The sequence below is a fragment of the Paraburkholderia sp. EG286B genome, assembly GCF_040965655.1.
Taxonomy (GTDB): Bacteria; Pseudomonadota; Gammaproteobacteria; order Burkholderiales; family Burkholderiaceae; genus Paraburkholderia.
The window spans coordinates 340,978-358,463 of the sequence record NZ_JBFRCF010000003.1; the positions used below are offsets into that span (position 1 = coordinate 340,978).

The window sequence follows — 17,486 nt, forward strand, 5'->3', positions numbered from 1 at the left end:
TCTGCTACCAAGAGATTCGATCCCGGAAAATAGGATAAATCGCATTTGTCATTTATTAACAAAAAGCGTTGATTATTTTAGACGTCTCCGTTCAATTCGATTGACGTTTTTTTGCCGTAACCCCTAAATGCCGGAGCCGATAGCTGCGAAGCCACGATTCTAACCTCGTGCCTTTCAACCGGAATGGGATGTGCGAATGACTGCTGTGGCCAAGAACTTTACCGATGCGCTTAGTCATCCGAGCGTACGCCTGAGTCAGCATTTCAGGCTGTGGATCGGCAAGCAGGAGCACGATCTCGATGTGCTCGATTTCAAGGTGCGCGGCGGATTCTGCAAGGACTACGTCGTCATTGTCACGGTCACGTCTGCGTGCCTCGACATCGACGGCAAGGACTACGTCGGGCGGCGCGCGGGCCTGCAGGTCGACGAGCGCGCCGCGGTGCCCTCGGCGAACTGGACGACGCCGGTCGACCATGCGGCGGCCACCTTCAACGGGGTGGTGACGCGCTGGAAGCGTATCCGCACAAGCCGCGACGAGGCGGCCTACGAGGTGCGCATCGAACCGCGTTTTGCCGCACTCGGCAAGCGCATGGTCCACTCCGATGTGCTCGACGATGCCACGTTCGAGGAGATGGTCAGGAAGAAGCTGGTCGACGGGCAAAACTTCGACGCCTTCGATGTCGAGTTCCATCTCGAAGGGCCGCAGGAAAAGATGCAGCAGATCGTGATGTACGAGGAGTCGGTTTGGCACTTCATCGCGCGCCATGCGAAGCGCAAGGGCATTTTCTGGTTTTACCGGCAGGAGCGCGGCGAGAACGGATTGCTCGATATCCTCGTATTCGCGAACAATCCGCGCGCCTATATCCGCTCGGTCAACTTGCCGTTGCTGGCCAGCGCGGGACTGCAGAGCAACTCGCACGAGGCGGCGCAGGCGGTCCACGAACAGCGCACGCTGGTGCCTGCGACGATCGAGGTGTGGGAGCGCAACTACCGCACGCCTGAGGAACCGCTACGGGCCACAGCAAGCGTCTCCGGGGAGACGGACGACTGCTCGGTATACGGGCAGATCAGCCGCAGCGCAGAGTTCCATCTGACGCAGCAGCAGGGCGAGACACTCGCGCAGACTCGACGCGACGAGCAGATCGCGCGTCAGGTGACGCTCGCTGGCGCGAGCGACGCGAAGGGCATTGCGCCGGGCGTGGTGATCAAGCTGACCAATACGAAGATGCCCAGCGCCGAATACGGCTTCGTGGTGACTTCGTTCAAGATGAAGGGGAGCCGTACAAAACCCGCTTATACCCGCTTCAAGGCGATGCCCGCGCATCTGGCCTACCGGCCGGTGTTTGACTACGAGCGGGACTGGCGATTTCTGACGGGGCCTGTCGTCGGCGTGGTCACTACCCTGGACTCGGCCCCCTACGCATACGTCGACGAATACGGGCGTTATCCCGTTGTACCGAAGTTCCTGCAGGGCTCGGGGAACACCAGTAACAAGCTGTTGAACCTGCGCCTGCTGCGTCCGTCATCGTCCTACCAGGGCGGCTTCCATTCGCCGCTGCTTCCCGCCACCGAGGTTTTGCTCGACGGGGCCCACGGCGATATCGATCGTCTCCATATAGCTGGCGCCCTGCACGATTTTTCGCACCCTGATGTGGTACGAAGCACCGACGCGCTTTTTAGCTATGCAATCTGGCGCTCGCCGCTCCTCGGGGCCGAGATCGTTTTCAATGACCTGAAGGGCAAGGAAAGCGCGCGTATCGCGACGGTCTATGGCCAGACTGCGTTTAACCAGGGCTACCTGCTCAACGGCAATAAGCTCCCTCGTGTGAACGGATTTGAGGCGACGACCCAGGGGTGGGGGACAGTGCGCGCAGCGAAGGGTCTGTTCTTCTCGGCGGACGCAGCCGCGGGACCGGATACGCCACAGCTCGAGATGCCCGCTGCCGTCGCGCAGCTCAAGGCGGCGTTACAGCGCGTAACGGACCTCGCGGCGGCGACGACGCAGGCCGGGGCCGACCCTGCCGACCGGGCGACGCAGGCGGCGCTCCAGGACGGCCTGAACCAGCTTCGCGATGCGGGCCTGCTCGCAAGCGCCCCCGGCGGCATGGCGTTCGTGACACCAAAGTCGGTACAGCACTCGGCGGGCGAGAACCTGATCGCGACTGCCCGGGACATGGACGTCAGCATTGCGGAACGTCTGCGCATGGCAGCGGGCGAGCTGATCTCGTTCTGCGCGCACAAGTTCGGTATCAATCTGGTTGCGGCGAAGGGGAAGTTCACGGCGTCGGCGCTCACCGACGGCATGGACCTGTTCGCACAGAAGCAGCTACGCATCGCGAGCGAGAGCGCGGACGTCCAGGTCTCCGCGAAGTCGAAAATCACGTTCAACAGCGGCGGCGCCTCACTCGTCATCGAGAACGGCAACATGACCTTCCATTGCCCTGGCGCGTTCACCATCAAGGCAGGCTCGTTCACGTTCGTCGGACCCGAGAACGTGCCGGCCCAGCTGCCCATCCTGCCGAAAAGCGACCTGACGCTCAATGAGCGGTACTCCCACACGAACTGACTCGCCATGATTATCAGCCCTCCGTTTCTGCCTGAATCCGGCCTTACGTCCACCGACGGATCGAAGCCGGACCCCATGATGGACGCTGTCGACAAGTTTGAACTCGTACACGGCATTTACCCGATAGCCTTCGACCGGCGCTGGCATTGCGGCGTCCATCTTGCGCCTGACACACATGGCCCTGTCCATGCCATCGCGGACGGCGAGGTCGTCGCGTACCGGGTCTGCCAGCATGCGATGGACTCGGGCAACGGTAACGCGGGCTTCGTCCTGCTCAAGCATTCGACGGAAACGGGCGACGGTCGCACGCTGACGTTCTATTCGCTCTACATGCACTTGCTGCCACTCGCCGAGTACCAGCCCGGGTACGGGCACGACGGGACGCGCTTGCCCGAATTCCTGCGCAAACCCTCCGGCCCGGATACCAAAGGACAGGTAACACCTGCGGCGGCTGGTAGTGATAACAAGGTACGGCGCAAGGACGTTATCGGTTTTGTCGGGCGGTATGAAGGAGTGGTGTATATGCACTTCGAGATCTTCATGATGCCGGGGGATTTCGATACGTACTTCAGCGATACGCAGCTTGGCATTGCAGCGCCGACGACGCCGACGGCGTCGGATTGCTGGGGGCATACGTACTACATGATTCCAGCCGGCCAGCAGTTCTTTGCGCTGCCGCCGCAAACGGACGTGCACAACAAGCTGCATGGCATCAAGTTCGAACCGCGCCAGACGGGTACGAACGCATCGCCGCTCGTCGTCGAGACCTACTTCAGCAAGGGGGCGAAATACACGAATGTCTGGAGCGTTGCAACGGACGGCTCGCGCACGCTGCTGACGGAGCAGCCAGTGTCCGAGGCCGACTATGAATACGATCTTTATCATCGTGCGACCGCGCTCTATGACACTTGTCCGAGCGATGGGTACGAGATGCTGCGCTTCGGGCGCATCCTCTCGACACCTCCGACTCTTGCCGAGGCGGTTTGTGCGACGTGGGTACAGGTAACATACGCTGCCGGACAGCAGGGATATATCAATATCAACAAAGCGGCGATCAAGAAGCTGTCCGATGCGGATTTCCCGTCATTCATGGGCTGGCAGAAGCTCAGCGATGGTGCTACGCCATTCGGCGGCGACGGGCTATGCGATATCGACGCGCTCAAGAAGCTCGTCAGAGATGCAGCGGCCAGCAACCATGAGCGGACGGTAGTTCTTGAAACGGCAGAGGTACAGACGGCGGATGAGCTTTCGAGCTACGTACGGAGAAACGATCAGGTACGCCAGGCGTTGCGCGGGTTTATCTGCAACGCCCCGAGCGAATGGGACAGCACGAACAACGAGACGCGCTACGCCAAATTGCTCGACGAGGGCGGCTTCTATCACGGTAACCAGCAGGGCTACAACAAGTTCCTCAACTACCTCAAGGAAATCCAGTTCTGGGATACGACCGGCTTGCCCGCCGGGCAGAAGCTCTGGTTCTTCCATCCACTCGCGTTTATCCGGCATCTCAGGAAGTGTGGCTGGTTAAGCCTTCAGGAACAGATTCAACTGCTACCTCGTAAGTCGATATCTGATGCTGGCGGTCACATATCGTGGCTCGAAAGCAAGAAGCGATTTGTTGTTGGTAACGACGATTCCAGGGGGCTATCGCCGAAGCGCATGTGGCTAGCGCTCAATCATATGTTTCTAAAATACGGATTTAATAGTGGCCTTCGGAAAGCCCACTTTTTGGGGCAGGCTTTCAAGGAGACTGGAGCTTTATGCTCGACAAGGGAAAATGGAAGCGCAGATTACTTCCGGAAAATGTATGAGAATTATACCGCTAGTGATGCCGCTTATGATTTCGACAATAAGTACAATTGGATTAAGAATCTTGGCTTTCTGAAGAGCCGTGATCGCGCTACATACATAGCCCAGCGTCCCGGTGAGGTTCACGCGAAAGCCGTGGCCGGTGGGAATGTACAGTCGGGAGACGGTCCTCGCTTCTGCGGTCGAGGTTTAATTCATCTCACCTGGCGAAAAGGTTACAGTGAATATGGAGCCTACCGCGCCAAGGATTTTACGAATGATCCGAACCCCACACTATTGCAATCTGACGCAGAAACGGCTGCAGATTCTGCCGGCTACTTCTGGGTCAAGACTCGTATCAACAGAAAGGCCGACCATGGTTCTAACAACACAGATATCCAAGGTTGCTTTGGCCTAGTGGGTGGTGCAGGTGGGTTGCCTGCGCGGCAGCAGTTGTTTCGTTACACGTATTTCATACTTGGCGATACGCCAGGTATGCCGACGGATAGCACGTTGGAACGTCAGATGGAGGAAGGGACGTGATCTGCTTTCCCGTCCAAAAAATGCAACGTCTTCAGATGGCATCCTCGGCTTTGTCTCGGTTGGGACATATCTCAGTTGAATTTTTCAGAGGCTCAGTTGTTATGAATATTCGATGGACTTCTACAGTTCATTTGTTGTTGGCGTCGTTTTTTCTGTTGATTTTCCAGCAGGTCTATGCAACAGACATTCCTGCTGCGATTCAGGCGGCGGTAAATGCTCGTACCGATGAAGGTCACAAATTGAAGCCGCCGATTATTGATGCTGGACCTGCGATGCAAGGAGCGTACATCTACTTTGTGACGAATACGTCCGATGTGCCAGGTTATACAACAGATAACAGACCTTACATATTGGATTCGCATTTACTCTTCGCAGACGGAAACCATATTTGGCACGATGAGCTATTTGATCGTTACCTGAAAGAAGATGGTGTTCCAGAAATTACTAGTTTCTTTTTTGCGAACGCAGATCATGATCCAAAAGATAAGGAGGTCGTTATTCTGGTACGAACGCCGCTCAATCACTACGATTACGGCGGCGAATATTTCGATGGTTACATTTATAAGTTAACTGGAAGCACTCAGAAGGGTGCGGTTTTTGTGGGATTGCAGAGCGATGCTAGCGCACCCTTTGTGGATCAATGTGAATGTGGCTTTCGCGATGGACACTCTACACATGCACAATATAATGACGCTGATTCGATCCGAAAGGCACTCGCAAAAAGATATCCTGTAGCGCCCAAGTTGAAGTGAAAGATGTGGGGGTGAGTCTGGTTTTGCAGTCCTTGAATTGATAATTTAAATCAACCAAATCGTGCCTCACGCAAAGAACCATCTTTCTGCTGGTCACGCTTGAAAACGGCAGTACAGGTGCAATGATGAAATCTCCTATCCGCAAAGGCGACAAACTGGAAAACGGCGGCGAAGTGACGGGCGGCTCCGAATGGCTCAACTTCATGGGTCGCCCGCTCGCCCGCAAGGGCGACGAAGCCATGTGCGACGACCCGACCGTCATCGACGATGGGCTACGCGAAGGCCCTTGACCGCGACGGCAAATGGGTTGCCTTCCATCACCACCTCTGCGCGTGCGGCTGCCGCCTGATCTCTCGTCGCTCCAGAACGTCAATATCGAGTAATGCCGGTCGACCTGTCTCCAGCCGGGCGCCCGAGTGCTTATCCGCGCCGCCCCCGGTTCTGGCCGTGGTGGTCCTGCATCTGGCTTGCCTGCAACGTATTCGGCGTCGCCGTCGCCATGCTGTTCTGGCCGAAGGGACAACCCGCCAGTGGTGGAGCGTTCTGGTTCTGGTTCGTTGGTGTTCCTAACGGCGTGTTCCTGATCCTGCTTCCTATCGAGCGCGCGGGCTACGAGAGCTTCTGGTACCGGGCGTACTGGCGTAACCATCATGAAGGCGCTTGCGTGCGCGCGGCGGCGAATGTGTATCCGAAATCTTCCGGTCTTCCCACGACCGCTTGCGATGGCGCTGCGACAGGGGAAATGAGTGGTCGACGAAGGCATGGCATGTCATATCCGGTCGCTGGTGTTGTCAAACTGTATTGTTCGTTCGCAGCTAGGGCTGCTGCCAGTGGAAACGATCGCCGCGCAGGGGCGCGCCTTCGTCGTCGAGCTTCTTATCGTCGCCCGGGAGCGCTTCGAAATACGTCTTGTCGTCTTTCTGAGTCCCCGTATGCAACGCGGCGCGCGAAATGCCCGGCGGGATGGACGAGGGGGAGGCGGGAGGCCAATGGAGCGTGGCAGGTGCCGCGCTCTGGGGAGAGGGCAGATCCGTGTTTTCGTTCGCCGCGGCGAGGCCCATGGCCCATGCGGCCGGGACCGAAGCCAGAACGATCAGCACGGGGAACGTAGCGTGTCTCATACTCGGTCACCACGTGAATGCACTGACTGGGCCTGTATTTTATGTCGCGGCTTAGCGAATTTCCAGGCGCTGGCATCACGCAAAGCAGCAAACCGGGCACGGGTGCGCCACCTTTCGTCCAGCTGTCCAATTCAGACGATTTCCGGAAATCATTGCGTGAAATAGACACTATCTGGCCGCTTTGAGTCCGTTTTGAGCAGTATTTCGAGGGAATTCATCAAAACTGACGAATGAGCCGCGGGTTCTAGGAAAAGTCGTAAGGGTTTGTTAATATCGCCCGCCAGTGAAAATGAGAATGCTTCTCATTGAAGTATCCTGGCAAGCACTGGCGAGACGACCCTTCCAAAACGACATGAACAACCGAGAACACGCGCGGCAAGCGCGACGCACGCTGCCGCGGCCGTTGCATATTGCGGCCTGGCTTACTTTCGCGGCGGCTCAAGCCGCTGTTGCCCAAACGTCGACGCAGGACAGCGCCGCGACGAGCGCAACCCAGAAGGCGCCGCCTCAGGCTGCCGCCACCAGTACGACCGGCACGGACCAGGCGCTGCCCGCCGTGAAGGTGAGTGCGAGCCAGGTCGCCGATTCGCCGCTGAACCTGAGCACGCCGGTGAACACCGGCGCGCTCGGCACGCGCTCGCAGCTCGACACGCCGTTCTCGACCACCGTCGTGACGGGCGAGAATCTGGCCGAGCGCCAGGTCTACAAGCTCGGCGATGTGTTTGCCGGCGACGCCTCGGTCACCAACAACAGCAACGCCTATAACGCGTGGGCCACCTACATCACGATTCGCGGCCTGCCCGTGGACTGGCAGAACGGCTTTCGCATCGACGGCAATCCGTTCATTTCGTACGGCATTACCATGCCCTACGAGCAACTCGAGCGCGTGGAACTGCTCAAGGGCCTGGGCGGCTTCATGTACGGCTTCGCGCAGCCGGGCGGCCTCGTCAACTACGTGACGAAGCGGCCGGAGAAGGACCCCGTCACGAGCCTCGACGTGGGCTATCGCATGGACGGCGTGCTGAGCACGCACGTCGACCTGAGCCGCCGCTTCGGCCCGGACGACATGTTCGGCGCGCGCCTGAACTACACGAAGGAAGCGGGCAAGACCTATAACGCCGGCGATATCAACCGCAACTCGGTTTCGCTCGCACTCGACGGCCAACTCACGCGCGACCTGCAGGTGTGGTTCAACGCGCTCTACCAGACGATCCGTTCGAGCGGCCAGACGCCCGCGATCTACACGGGCAGCTACACGGCGTCGAGCCTGCCCGCGGTGATCAGCGGCGGCAGCAACCTGCTGGGCGGCACCGACCAGCACATCAACACCAACTTGCAGCTCTACACGGCGGGCGTGCGTTACCAGCTCACGCCCGACTGGTCGTTCACCACCTCGGGCAGCTACAGCAAGTCGGCGCGCGACCGCAACGAGAGCACGCTCACGCTGCTCAACCAGGCAGGCGACTACACCGACGCACGCTGGAACGGCGACGAAGCCCATCAGGACATTTACTGGCAGGGCATGTTCGAGGGCAAGGTGAAGACCGGGCCGTTCACGCATCAACTCGTGATTGGCGGCGCGTACCAGCACCAGACCAACAACTACGCGTTGAACTCGATCTATACGGTGATCGGCAACGGCAATCTGTATCAGCCCAACCCGTGGCGCTTCTATTCGGGCGGCGGGCTCGAAACGTACCGCACGAGCGACATCACGCAGGCTTCGGCGTTCGTGAGCGACACGATGCAGATCACGAGCCGCTGGTCGGTGCTCGCGGGCCTGCGTTACACGAACTATAGTCAGAACAACTACGCAACCACGGGCGAAAAGACCTCCCAGTACAGCCAGAACGGCGTGCTCACGCCGACCTTCGCGCTCATGTACAAGCTCGAGCCGAACACGACGCTGTACGCGAGCTACGTCGAGGCGCTGGAGCAGGGCGCGATCGTGGACAGCATCTACGCGAACGGCGGGGCGATGCTGCGTCCGCTGCGCTCGCGCCAGTACGAGATCGGCATCAAGAGCGAACACGAGCGCTGGAGCGCCACGGCAGCGCTGTTCCGCATCGAGCGCGGCGCAGCCTATGCGAACGCCGACAACGTCTACGTGCAGGACGGCAATTCGATCTACGAAGGCGTCGAGGCGGCCGGCAGCGTACGGCTGGGCCGAAGCTGGCAGGTGGCCGGCAGCGTCACGCTGCTCGATACGTGGTACGCGAAGGGCCAGTCGTACAACGGCAATCGCGTAGCCGGCGCGCCGACCTTCGTCGCCGCGGGCCGCGTGACTTACGACGTGCCTTACGTGCAGGGCCTGCAGCTGGCCGCGGATGCGAAGTTCACGGGCAGCACCCAGGTGCGTCCGGCAAACAATCTGGAAACGGGCGGCTATATGCTCGTGAACGTGGGCGCGAACTACTTCACGCGCATTGGCGGCCACGACGTGACGCTGCGCGCGGCCATCGACAACATCACGAATCGCCGTTACTGGATGTTCCAGTACTCCGATTACATCGCGCCGGGCGACCCGCGCACGGTCAGCCTCAACGCGAAGATCGACTTCTAAACGTTCGATCCGCTTCAACGAGCGGGCGCATGGCGGGATTCCGGCATGCGCCCGCTCGCCGTTTACGAAATCGGCTGCGAATCCGGCGTGGGGTTGCCGAGATTGTCGGTGGGCACGTATTGCTGATCGAACGCCGCCACATACAAGGCCCATTCGGGGTCGCCCAGATCCACGAGCAGCGCGCCGTCCTGCCAGATGTCGTTGTGGTCGTTCGCGTCGTTGCCGGCCTTATGGATGAACTCGCCCTTCGAGCCCTGGTTCATGTGGACGTCGTGGATGCCGTCGCCTTCGCTGTAGAAGCGGCCAAACACGTAGACGTCGAGCGACGATTGTTGCGCACGCAACAGCAGGCGTTGCAGCGAAGCGACGGGCTCCACCTGGTCGGAGCCGTCCATCACGTCGCTGTTGCGCCACGCGCCCGTATTGGCGAGAAAGTCGCTGCGCTCGAAGTCGATGGCCGGCAGCGCTTCGGTGCCCGTGAGATCGGTCGAGCCTTCGGCCGCGCCCTCGAGCGTGGTCAGCACGTTATGGTTGAAGTCGAACACGAGCTTGTACTTGAGCAGGTCGTCCGCGTCCGTGGTGCCCACGTTCACAGCGATGTCCCAGCGCGCGCCATCGACCGTCACGCCGAAGTGCAGGTGATACTGGACTTCGTGTGGCCGCCGCGTGGCCTTCAACTGCGGCGCGGAAACAATTTTCGCCTTGACGTAGCCGTAAGGAAGGGCCATCGCGCGCTCCTCTAAGTTCGGGTGGACTCGCCATTGTGCCGCGCGAACGTGAACTTGCGCTTACAGCGTGCGCGCGATGCCGAGTCGTCGCTTTACGGTTGCTCGACTGTGGCTGTCGACGCGCTTTCATGGCGGCGCCGGCAGCCTCATGCGCGGCGCTTAACCCAGCGCCACGACCGCGATTTCCACGAGCAGTTGCGGCGACGCCAGCTGCGCCTGCACGGTCGCGCGCGTGGGCGCGCAACCTTCGGGCACCCACGCGTCCCACACTTCGTTCATGCCCGCAAAGTCGCGCGCGATATCGGCGAGCCAGACCTGCGCGGAGACGAGCCGGGTCTTGTCGATGCCGGCCTTGGCGAGAAAGCCGTCGATTTTCGCGAGCACGGCGGCGGTCTGGATCTTCACGTCGGGCGACGGATCGGCCGACGTCTGGCCGCCCACGAACACGAGTCCCGCGGCCTTCACGACGCGGCTCATGCGCTGACTGGTTTCGATACGAACGATATCGTTCATGTGTCTGCAAGCTCCTTCGCCGCAAGGGCGAGACAGGGTGAGGGAATCGATGGCGTCAATGCGCGGCAACGCCGGCCAGCGGCGCCTGCACTGCGGCGCGCTCGAAGCGGTCGATCGCGAACGCATCGAGCGAAAGCGAAGGCGCGCCGTCGAGCACGAGTTCGGAAACGAGGCGCCCGCACGCGGGCCCGAGTTGAAAGCCGCTGCCGCAATAGCCGAACGAGTAGTAGAGATTCGCGGTGCGCCGGCTTGCCGAGATGATCGGCAGCGAGTCGGCCGTGAACGCTTCCACACCGGCCCATGCGCGATTCACGCCCAGATGGCGCAGATGCGGAAACAGATCGACGACGGTCTGCGCGCTTTTCACGAGCCGCATGAAATCGACTTCGCCGTGGCGCCCCGGCAGATCCGCGATGCCGATCAGCTTGCCGCCGATCACCACCGTGCCGTTGTCGAACTGCTTGAACGAGAGCGGCCGGCCCGTTGCGCCGAGCGTCGCGCGGCAGAAGGGCGCCACGCGGTGCGTGACCATCAGCATGAGCCCTTCGGGGTGCACGGGCACCGGCTCGCCCGCCTGGCGCGCCAGCTCGCCCGCCCACGCGCCCGCCGTGACGAGCAGCTTGCGCGCGGCAAAGGTGCCGCGCGGGGTTTGCGCGATCCAGCGCTCGCCGCGCGGCTCGATGCGCGTGACCGCCGTGCCTTCGTGAAAGCGCGCGCCGTGCTTTTGCGCGGCGAGGCGAAACGCCGTGGTGGTGCGAAAGGGCAGCGCATAACCGTCGCGCTCGACCCAGATGCCGCCCGTCACGTGCTTCGCCAGTGCCGGTTCGAGTTCGAGCACCGTCTCGCGGTCGATCAGCTTTTCGTGCGTGAAGCCGTGCGATTCGAGCAGCGCGACGCGCTCGCGGCACTCATCCAGTTCGGCCTCGGTCTCGGCAATCTTCAGTTGTCCGGAGGGCACGAAACCGCCGTCGTCGCCGATGGTGTCGGGCAGCGCGTGCCAGATTTCGCGCGACATGAGGGCAAGCGGAATCTCGGGGAGCGGGCGGCCGAGCGTGCGCACGCCGCCCGCGTTCACGCCCGACGAATGTCGGCCCACGTAGTCGGCTTCGAGAACGATCACGCTCGCGCCGCGCCGCGCCATGTGAAAAGCGCTGCTGGAACCGTGCAGGCCGCCGCCGATTACGAGTACGTCCGCTTCCTGCACGGCGCTCGCAGGGAGAGTTCGGGCGTCATTCACCGGCGAGTTCTCCGAGCGTGAGCGGCTTGATGGGCGGGCGGATGCGGTAGTAGCCCACCTCGGCTGGCGGCACCTTGCGCGCCTCGGCGATCACTTCGGTCACGGTGAGGCCGCACAGGCGGCCCTGGCACGGACCCATGCCGCAGCGGCCGAACGACTTCGCCTGATTCGGGCCGAGGCAGCCCAGGCCGACGAAGCCGCGCAACTCGCCCGCCGTGACTTCTTCGCAGCGGCAGACAATGGTGCTGTCGGCGGGGATGCGGTTCGCATCGCGCGGGCGGTAGAGGCTGTCGAGGAATGGACGGATGCGCATCACGCGCTCGAGTTCCGCGCGATGCGGACCCGCCTCGCGATCGCGCGTGGCTGCATCGATCGAGCCTAGCTGTGCGGCGGCGGCGAGCGCGGCGAGCACGCCCTGTTGCGCCGCGGCCTGGGCGCCGCCGATGCCCGCGCCGTCGCCGGCCACGAAGATGCCGGGCACGTCCAGTTCGCCCCATGCATCCGTTTGCGGTGTGAAGCAAAGCTGTCCGTTGTCCCAGCGATGCGTGGCGCGCAGCGCCTGGGTGAACTGCGTGTTGGGCACCACGCCCTGGTGCAGCAGGATCACATCGGCTTCGATACGGTGTGCGCGGCCTTGCGACGTGAACGTGAGCGCGGCTGCGCGCTGCACGCCGTCACTGCCCTGGCGGCCTTCCACGGCGAGATCGTCGGCGGCTTCGAAAATGGGGACCCTGGCCTCGCGCAGCGTGCGGATCAGATGCAGGCCTTTGCTCAGGAACGGCCACGAGCGGAGCGCGGCAAGCAGGTGGCGTTTCGCGCGCCAGCGGTCTTCATGGCGCGTGGTGTCGACGAGTGCGCGAATCGGCACGCCTGCCCGTACGTATTGCCAGCCGAGCAGGTAGAGCAGCGGCCCGCAGCCCGCGAGCACGGGTGGCGAGGCGGGCACTTCGCCCGCACTTTTCAGCAGGATTTGCGCGGCGCCCGCCGTGAGCACGCCGGGCAGGGTCCAGCCCGGGATGGGAAACGGCCGCTCCATCGCGCCGCTCGCGAGAATCACGCGCTTAGCCTGGAAGCTGCCCACCTTGCCGTCCTTGAGGTAGTGAACGGCATGTTCGCGCGTGACCTGCCATACGCTGGCATGGGCGACATGGCGCGCGCCGGAATGCGCGAACGCCTGGGCGATGGCGTCGCCCGCCGCGTAGTCGGGGCCGAGTATCGCCTTGCGGCGCGCGTCGGCGCGGCCTATCGCGCGATAGATCTGTCCGCCCACGGCGTCCTGCTCATCGATCAGGACCACTGAGAGTCCGGCACGCGCCGAACGGGTGGCCGCGCTCATCCCGGCGGGACCCGCGCCGACCACGACGACATCGACGGCTTGCGCATTGAAATCGGCTTTGGCATCGCCTTGATAATCACCGGGCATGAGCGTTCTCCTTGAGCGTGTCGGCATGCGTGCCGGATTCGGGCGGCAGGTCGCGCGCGCCTTCCTGTGAGCGGACCTGCATGCCCGCACGCACGGGCACCATGCAGCTCTGGCGGCTCGGTACGCCGTCGATCTCCACGAGGCATTCGAAACACGCGCCCATCATGCAGAACGGCGCGCGCGGCGCACCCGAAACGGGCGTCGCGCGAAAGCGCGATACGCCCGCGGCGAGCAGCGCGGCGGCGACGGAGCGGTCGGCGGGCACGGACAGCGGCTGGCCGTTGAATGAGATATCGACGCGCGCTTCGGCGTCGGAGAGCGTCTTGAACAGCGGCGCGGGCGCCTGGGTAGATTGAGCTGTCATGGCGGGATTAGTGAGCGAGGATCGGTTCGGCAGCCGCATCGGTTGCGAAGCGGCGCGCGGAGAAAGCGGGCAGTTCGGCGGGCATCGGGCCGCCCGCGATCCACGGCGCGATGCGCAGCGCGTGGGCCGCGGCGAGCGTCACGCCGCTATGGCAGGTGACGACGAAGGCACCCGGATGCGCCTCGGACTGGTCGTAGATCGGAAAACCGTCGGGGCTGTACACGCGCAGCGCGGCCCACATGCGCACGAGCCGCACATGGGCGAGCATCGGGAACGCGCGCACGCCGCGCGCCGCGATCTGGCGCAGGATAGGCGTGGTGGTGAAGTCGTCGAAGCCGGCTTCTTCCATCGAGTCGCCGAACTGCACCGTGCCTTCGTCGGTCTGCCGCACGTTGATGGTCGGGTAGCCCAGAAACGGCGCGACGCGCTCGCTCACGAGCACCTGGCCGCGATTGGGCGCGACGGGCGCGTTCAGGCCCACGTGTGGGGCGAGCACGCGATTGCCGAGGCCGGCCGCGAGCACGACGCGCGCAGCGTGATACACGCCGCGCCGGCCTTGCACGCTGAACCCGTCCGGCCCCGCGACGATACGCTCGGCGCGTTCGCCCGAGACGAGCCGTACGCCGCGCCGCTGCATCGCGACATGCAGCGCGCGCAGCAGTTTGAGCGGGTTGACGTGGCCGTCCATCGGCGTATAGCTCGCGCCGACGACCGCGGGTCCGATGCCGGGAAGCCGTTCGCGCAACTCTGCACGATTTAGCAGTTCGAACGGATAATCGCCGATCTCGGCCTGCAGGGTGGAGAGCCGTTTATAACGCTCGGCGAGTTCTTCATCAGAGAAGCAGATATGAAAGCCGCCGGGCTGGCGCAGCGCGACGTCCACGCGCGCCTCGTCGGCGAGGCTTTGCGCGAGTAGCGGCCAGCGCTGCGCCGAACTACGGGACCAGCGCGCGTACGGCGAAAGGCCGTAACCCTTGCCCTGAATCCAGACGAGGCCGAAGTTGCCGCGCGAGGCGCGAAAGCCGCCGTCGTCCTCGTCGAGCACGCTCACGCGCGCGCCTTCGCGAGCAAGCCCGTAGGCCACGGCGGAGCCGACGAGGCCGCCGCCGATCACGAGCACGTCGGGGCTCGCGGTGGAGTTTTGTGTCATCGGGCTTCTCCGATCAGGATGCGGTCCAGCCCGACCATGCGGTCGAGCAGCAGCATCAGCAGGATCGTGCCGACGATCAGCACCGCCGACACCGAGGTGACGAGCGGATCGATCGTCTGCGCGATCTGGTTGTACATGGCGACGGGCAGCGTGGTGGTGCCGGGCGTCGCGACGAAAATGGTCATGGTGAGCTCGTCGAAGCTCTGGATGAACGAGAGCACCCAGCCGCCTGCCACGCCCGTGCGGATCATCGGCAGCACCACGCGGCGGAATGCCGTGAAGCGGCTCGCGCCACACGAAAGCGCCGCGCGCTCGGCGTCGCGATCGAGCCCGACCGCCGAAGAAAGCGCGAGACGCAGCGCGTACGGCAGCACGATCACCACGTGCGCGGCGACAAGCGCCCAGAACGAGCCGTTCAGGTTGAGCAGCGAGAGAAAGCGCAGGAACGCGATGCCGAGCACCACGGCGGGAATCATCATCGGCGAGAGGAAGAAGCTGACCAGCGCGCTGCGGCCCGAAAAGCGGTAGCGCGCGATGGCGAGCGCCGCGGGCACCGCGAGCGCGACGCCGATGGTGGCCGCTGCGAACGCGAGGCGCACCGAGAGCCAGAACGCCGAGACGATGTCACCGTTTTGCCAGATCGCGCGGAACCAGCGCAGCGAGGCGCCGTCGAACGGCATCGAGATATAGCCCTTGTCCGTGAAGGCGACGAGCAGCACCACGACGATCGGCGCGAGCATGAAGGTCAGAAAGAGCGCGTTGAACGCGAGCCCGAGGAATCCGTTGCGTTTCATGGCGGGGCCCCTTCAGTCGAAGATGTGCTTGAAACGGCGTTCGGCGAGACGGCTGCAGCCCATCACGATCGCCACGTTGGCGATCAGCAGCAGCACGGCAATGCTCGCGCCGAGCGGCCAGTTCAGGGTGCCGAGGAACTCGTCGTAGGCGGCCGTGGCGACGACCTTCAGGCGTCGTCCGCCGATCAGCGCGGGCGTGGCGAACGCGGAGGCCGAAAGCGCGAACACGATGATCGAGCCCGAGAGCACACCCGGCATGATCTGCGGCAGGATCACGCGGCGGAACACGCGCAGCGGCGAAGCGCCGAGCGAGCGCCCGGCCCATTCCACCTGCGGGTCGAGCTTTTGCAGCGTCGCCCAGACCGACATCACCATGAACGGCACGAGTACGTGCGTGAGGGCGATGATGGTGCCCGTCATGGTGAAGACGAGACGAATGGGCTCGTCGGTGATGTGCAGTGCCTGCAGCGCGTTGTTGAGCACGCCGTTATTGCCCAGCAGGATTTGCCAGCCGAGCGTTCGCACCACCACCGAGATCAGCAGCGGACCGAGCACGATCAGCAGGCAAACCGATTGCCAGGGCCTGCGCATGCGCGCGAGCACCAGCGTTTCGGGCACGCCGAGCACGATGGAGAGCAGCGTGACGGCGAATGCGAGTCCCGCCGTGCGCAGGAAAATTTCGCCGTAGTAAGGATCGCTCAGGACCTGCAGGTAGTTGGTGGCGGTCCAGCCGCGTTGCACGCCCGCGAGGTCGCTGAACACATGGAACGACAGCACGAAGGTGAGGATGAGCGGCACCAGCAGCAGCGCGAGGAACAGCAAAAGCGCGGGCGCGGAGAGCAGCCACGGCGCGGCGCCCGCGCGCGAGTCGTCAAGCGTTGCCATGAGTGCCCTCCCGCGTGAGCACGCGCAGATCGTCGTCGGTCCAGGCGAGTCCCACTTCGTGGCCTTCCTCGGGCGGCGGTGCGCCGTGGTTGGGCTGGGCGACATGCAGCTTGCCGAGCGAGGTGTCCACGGCGAGCAGCCACTGGTTGCCCACGAACACGCGTGTCGTCACGCGCCCCATGAGGCGCGCGTCGCCGTTGGCCAGGTGCACTTTTTCAGGACGGATATAGACGTTCACGGCGCCCGCCACCTCGCGGCCTTCGTGGGGCACGTGCAGCATCGTCCCGCCTACCTCGACCTCGGCGCAACGCGGATTGCGGCGCAGCACTTCGCCCGCGAGCGTATTGGTGCGGCCAAGGAAGGTGGAAGCGAAGGGCGTAGCCGGGCGCTCGTAGGCGTCGAACGGCGTGCTCAACTGCGCGATGGTGCCGCGGTGCATGACGGCAATCCGATCGCTCATCGTCATCGCTTCCACCTGGTCGTGGGTCACGAGAAGGGTCGTGATGCCAAGGCGCTTCTGGATCGCGCGCAGTTCGATATGCATCTCTTCCCGCAGCTTGGCGTCGAGGTTCGACATCGGCTCGTCGAGCAGCAGGAGTTCGGGCTGCATGGCCAGCGCGCGGGCGATCGCGACGCGCCGGCGCTGGCCACCCGACAGCTCCTTCGGATAGCGCGCGTCGAGCCCGCGCAAACGCACGAGTTCCAGCGCCTCGGCAATGCGCTCCGCGCGTTGCGCGCGCTTCATCTTGCGCATCTCCAGACCGAAGCCCACGTTACCGGCCACGGTCATGTGCGGAAAGAGCGCGTAGCTTTGAAACACCACGCCGATGCCGCGCTTCTCCGGCCGCTCGTGAGTGATGTCGCGGCCGTCGAGCATGATGCGGCCCGTGCTCGGCGTGACGAAGCCCGCGATCATCTGCAGTGTCGTCGTCTTGCCGCAACCCGAGGGACCGAGCAGCGAGAGAAACTCGCCGCGCTCGACCGTGAGGTCGAGCTGCTCGATCGCCGTGAAGTCGCCGTAGCGCTTCGAGATGCCTTGCAGGGTGAGGAAGCTCATGA

15 protein-coding genes are annotated in these 17,486 nt (G+C 63.2%); 5 read left to right on the forward strand and 10 right to left on the reverse strand.

The window, feature by feature from the left end; all coding sequences use genetic code 11:
• Positions 1-196 precede the first annotated feature (196 nt).
• The 4 genes from AB4Y42_RS07725 to AB4Y42_RS07740 all read left to right on the forward strand — a co-directional run bounded on the left by AB4Y42_RS07725 (position 197) and on the right by AB4Y42_RS07740 (position 5,939).
• Positions 197-2,566 carry a DUF2345 domain-containing protein gene (locus AB4Y42_RS07725; RefSeq protein ID WP_368693822.1) on the forward strand — a complete coding sequence of 790 codons (2,370 nt, stop codon included), beginning with the start codon at positions 197-199 and terminating at the stop codon, positions 2,564-2,566.
• 6 nt (positions 2,567-2,572) lie between these two features.
• Positions 2,573-4,897 carry a hypothetical protein gene (locus tag AB4Y42_RS07730; RefSeq protein ID WP_368693823.1) on the forward strand — a complete coding sequence of 775 codons (2,325 nt, stop codon included), beginning with the start codon at positions 2,573-2,575 and terminating at the stop codon, positions 4,895-4,897.
• Positions 4,894-5,649 carry a hypothetical protein gene (locus tag AB4Y42_RS07735; RefSeq protein WP_368693824.1) on the forward strand — a complete coding sequence of 252 codons (756 nt, stop codon included), beginning with the start codon at positions 4,894-4,896 and terminating at the stop codon, positions 5,647-5,649. The genes AB4Y42_RS07730 and AB4Y42_RS07735 overlap by 4 nt, the downstream gene beginning before the upstream one ends.
• Before the next feature lie 122 nt (positions 5,650-5,771).
• Positions 5,772-5,939, forward strand: a complete 168-nt coding sequence (locus tag AB4Y42_RS07740; RefSeq protein ID WP_368693825.1) for a PAAR domain-containing protein — start codon at positions 5,772-5,774, stop codon at positions 5,937-5,939.
• A gap of 525 nt (positions 5,940-6,464) precedes the next feature.
• On the opposite strand, the gene AB4Y42_RS07745 is transcribed toward AB4Y42_RS07740, so the two are convergent.
• Positions 6,465-6,770, reverse strand: coding sequence for a hypothetical protein (locus AB4Y42_RS07745; RefSeq protein ID WP_368691008.1), 306 nt, complete (start codon positions 6,768-6,770; stop codon positions 6,465-6,467).
• A gap of 352 nt (positions 6,771-7,122) precedes the next feature.
• Between AB4Y42_RS07745 and AB4Y42_RS07750 the strand changes: the two genes are divergently transcribed.
• Positions 7,123-9,333, forward strand: a complete 2,211-nt coding sequence (locus AB4Y42_RS07750) for a TonB-dependent siderophore receptor (protein ID WP_368693826.1) — start codon at positions 7,123-7,125, stop codon at positions 9,331-9,333.
• A gap of 62 nt (positions 9,334-9,395) precedes the next feature.
• On the opposite strand, the gene AB4Y42_RS07755 is transcribed toward AB4Y42_RS07750, so the two are convergent.
• The 9 genes from AB4Y42_RS07755 to AB4Y42_RS07795 form a co-directional block, all read right to left on the reverse strand.
• On the reverse strand, positions 9,396-10,061 hold the full coding sequence (locus tag AB4Y42_RS07755; protein WP_368693827.1) for a DUF2278 family protein: 666 nt from the start codon (positions 10,059-10,061) through the stop codon (positions 9,396-9,398).
• A gap of 159 nt (positions 10,062-10,220) precedes the next feature.
• Positions 10,221-10,574, reverse strand: coding sequence for a RidA family protein (locus AB4Y42_RS07760; protein ID WP_368693828.1), 354 nt, complete (start codon positions 10,572-10,574; stop codon positions 10,221-10,223).
• Positions 10,575-10,629: 55 nt separating this feature from the next.
• Complete coding sequence (locus tag AB4Y42_RS07765; protein WP_368693829.1) at positions 10,630-11,811, reverse strand: NAD(P)/FAD-dependent oxidoreductase; 1,182 nt, start codon at positions 11,809-11,811, stop codon at positions 10,630-10,632.
• The gene (locus AB4Y42_RS07770; protein WP_368691003.1) at positions 11,804-13,234 is read right to left on the reverse strand and encodes an FAD-dependent oxidoreductase; all 1,431 of its coding nucleotides are present in this window, start codon (positions 13,232-13,234) and stop codon (positions 11,804-11,806) included. The genes AB4Y42_RS07765 and AB4Y42_RS07770 overlap by 8 nt, the downstream gene beginning before the upstream one ends.
• A complete protein-coding gene (locus AB4Y42_RS07775; RefSeq protein WP_368691002.1) occupies positions 13,224-13,598 on the reverse strand; it encodes a (2Fe-2S)-binding protein in 375 nt (124 codons plus the stop codon). The genes AB4Y42_RS07770 and AB4Y42_RS07775 overlap by 11 nt, the downstream gene beginning before the upstream one ends.
• A 7-nt stretch (positions 13,599-13,605) precedes the next feature.
• A complete protein-coding gene (locus AB4Y42_RS07780; protein ID WP_368693830.1) occupies positions 13,606-14,748 on the reverse strand; it encodes an NAD(P)/FAD-dependent oxidoreductase in 1,143 nt (380 codons plus the stop codon).
• A complete protein-coding gene (locus AB4Y42_RS07785) occupies positions 14,745-15,542 on the reverse strand; it encodes an ABC transporter permease (RefSeq protein WP_368691000.1) in 798 nt (265 codons plus the stop codon). Before AB4Y42_RS07785 ends, AB4Y42_RS07780 begins: the two co-directional genes overlap by 4 nt.
• 12 nt (positions 15,543-15,554) lie before the next feature.
• The gene (locus tag AB4Y42_RS07790) at positions 15,555-16,427 is read right to left on the reverse strand and encodes an ABC transporter permease (RefSeq protein WP_368693831.1); all 873 of its coding nucleotides are present in this window, start codon (positions 16,425-16,427) and stop codon (positions 15,555-15,557) included.
• On the reverse strand, positions 16,414-17,484 hold the full coding sequence (locus AB4Y42_RS07795; protein ID WP_368693832.1) for an ABC transporter ATP-binding protein: 1,071 nt from the start codon (positions 17,482-17,484) through the stop codon (positions 16,414-16,416). Before AB4Y42_RS07795 ends, AB4Y42_RS07790 begins: the two co-directional genes overlap by 14 nt.
• Positions 17,485-17,486: the final 2 nt, after the last annotated feature.